Raw genomic sequence first — 2,304 nt, forward strand, 5'->3', positions numbered from 1 at the left:
GAGCGCGCCCTGGACGTGGTCGTCGTCGGGGGTGGCGCCGCTGGCACCGAGATCGCACTGGCCGTGCGCCAGGCTCTCGAACGGCCCGCAACGGTCACGCTGGTCGCCGACGGTGGCTTGCTGCCCGGCCAGGCGGCCGGTGCTCGGCACCGCGCCGAGTTCGCGCTCCAGCGGCACGACATCCAGTTGCTGCCCGGGCGCTGCACGGCGATCGAACCGTGGCATGTCTGCCTGGGCAACCTGCGGGTGGCTTGTGACGTGCCGATCATCGCGGTCGGCAGCGATGCCCCGGCGTGGCTGCGGGCGAGCGGCCTGGCGCTCGATGCCGACGGTTTCGTCAGCACCGGCCCGACACTGCAGAGCACCAGCCACCCGAGCGTCTTCGCCACCGGCGACGTCAGCGCGCGGGCCGACCACCCGCATCCGCGCAGCGGCGTGCACGCGGTGCGGGCCGGCCCGGTGCTGGCGCGCAACCTGCTGGGCTGGTTGCGCGGCGCGCGACTGGCCCACCACACGCCGCAGCGCCGCTCGCTGTACCTGCTGTCCACCGGCGACGGCCGCGCCATCGCCAGCTGGGGCGATTTCTCTGCCGAAGGGCGCTGGGCCGGCCGCTGGAAGGACCGCATCGACGGCGCATTCCTGGCCCGCTACGGCAAGTTCGATCAGGCCTCGAAGAAGTAGCGCTTCAACCCGGCCAGGATCATTTCGACCGCGATCGCGGTGAGCACCAGCCCCATCAGCTTTTCCAACGCGCTGACCATCGACGATCCGATCCAGCGCCGGATGCGGTCGGCGCCGAGCAGCACCGCGAAGCTGACCCCCATCGCCGCCGTCAGTGCGGCCACCCAGTCGAGCAGGCGTTCGGGCTGGCGCGAGGCCAGCAGCAGCACGGTGGCCATGGCCGACGGGCCCGCCAGCAGCGGCACGGCCAGCGGAAACAGGAACGGTTCGCGGCCCTTGCCGTCGGCGGCGTACATCTCGCTGCCCGACGCGAAGATCATGCGCACCGCGATGATCAGCAGGATCACGCCGCCGGCCACCTCCAGCGAGCGCTCGGACAAGCGCATCAGGGTCAGGAACGCCTGGCCACTCAGCATGAAGGTCAGCAAGGCGACGAAGGCCAGCGCCGATTCGCGCGCCGCGACGATCGTGCGCCGCTCCGGGGCCACCTGCCGCATCACGGAGATGAACACCGGCAGGCTGCCCAAAGGGTCGAGCACCAGCAGCAGCAGCACCAGGGCGGACAGAAAGGTGTGGTCCATGGCGGGGGCATTGTCATTGGCGGGGCTGGGCCGTGTCAGAGTGTTGCGCGGATGCTGCACGGCAGCATTTCAGGCACGTCAAATCAGGGTTAACGCCAGCGCACTGCCTAGAATTGCGTTTTTCCGGAACCACCCAAGGATGCCCTCCATGCAACGCTCCCTGATTCTCGCGGCCGTTCTGGCCAGCGTCGGCGCCAGCGCCCAAGCCCAAAGCACCGTCAACCTCTACGGCCGCCTGAACGTCACGATCGAGCGCCAGAAGATCGGCAACACCAACGACACCCGCATGGTGAACAACGCCTCGCGCTTCGGCCTGCGGGGCAGCGAAGACCTGGGTGGTGGCATGAAGGCCGGCTTCCAGATCGAGCACGGCTTCAACATCAACAACGGTACGCAGTCGCAAGGCGCCTTCTGGGCGCGCCAGAGCGAAGTGAACCTGTCGGGCGGCTTCGGCATGGTCCGTCTGGGCAACTTCACCAGCGAGGCCTACTACGCCACGTCCGACTACATCGGCATGCACAACCACGAGACGGGCACCTCGTCGGACGCCTTCTACGCCTACATCGGCCGCAACACCGACAAGGTGGCGTACCGCACCCCGTCGCTCGGCGGCGCGACCCTTGAAGGCGCGGTCACGGCCGGCAACGGCGGCGAGCGCACTTACGACTTCGCGCTGAACTACGATGCGGGCCCGCTGCACCTGGGTGCCGGCTACGAGAAGAGCGCACCCAACAACAAGAACGCCAAGCAGTTCGCGGTTCGCGCACTCTACGAGCTGGGTGCCTTCACGGTCGCCGGCACGATCCAGCGCGACACTGACGGCTACGGCATCGGTTTCGGTGACCGCACCAACTGGCGCGTCGCCGGCATGTACACGATGGGCAAGACCGAGCTCCACGCGAACTACGGTCACGCCGGTGACTACAGCCGCCGCGCCGGCAACAACGAGGCCGACCAGTTCACCTTCGGCGTCAACCAGAACCTGAGCAAGCGCACCAAGGTCTACGCCTTCTACACCAAGGTCGACGACAAGGGCGTGGGC

General features: G+C 68.4%; 3 protein-coding genes. 2 read left to right on the forward strand and 1 reads right to left on the reverse strand.

Annotated features, from left to right (window positions below):
* Positions 1–681: FAD-dependent oxidoreductase (locus RMO40_RS15855; protein WP_309723440.1), on the forward strand; the 681-nt coding region annotated here is incomplete at its 5' end.
* Here the strand turns inward: RMO40_RS15855 and RMO40_RS15860 are convergent.
* A complete protein-coding gene (locus RMO40_RS15860; RefSeq protein WP_309723443.1) occupies positions 663–1,262 on the reverse strand; it encodes a MarC family protein in 600 nt (199 codons plus the stop codon). The two genes, RMO40_RS15855 and RMO40_RS15860, sit on opposite strands and share 19 nt — an antisense overlap.
* A 148-nt stretch (positions 1,263–1,410) precedes the next feature.
* Between RMO40_RS15860 and RMO40_RS15865 the strand changes: the two genes are divergently transcribed.
* The coding region (locus RMO40_RS15865; protein ID WP_309723446.1) for a porin at positions 1,411–2,304 on the forward strand (894 nt) is incomplete at its 3' end.

It is taken from the genome of Rhizobacter sp. (genome assembly GCF_031412075.1).
Classification (GTDB): domain Bacteria; phylum Pseudomonadota; class Gammaproteobacteria; order Burkholderiales; family Burkholderiaceae_C; genus Rhizobacter.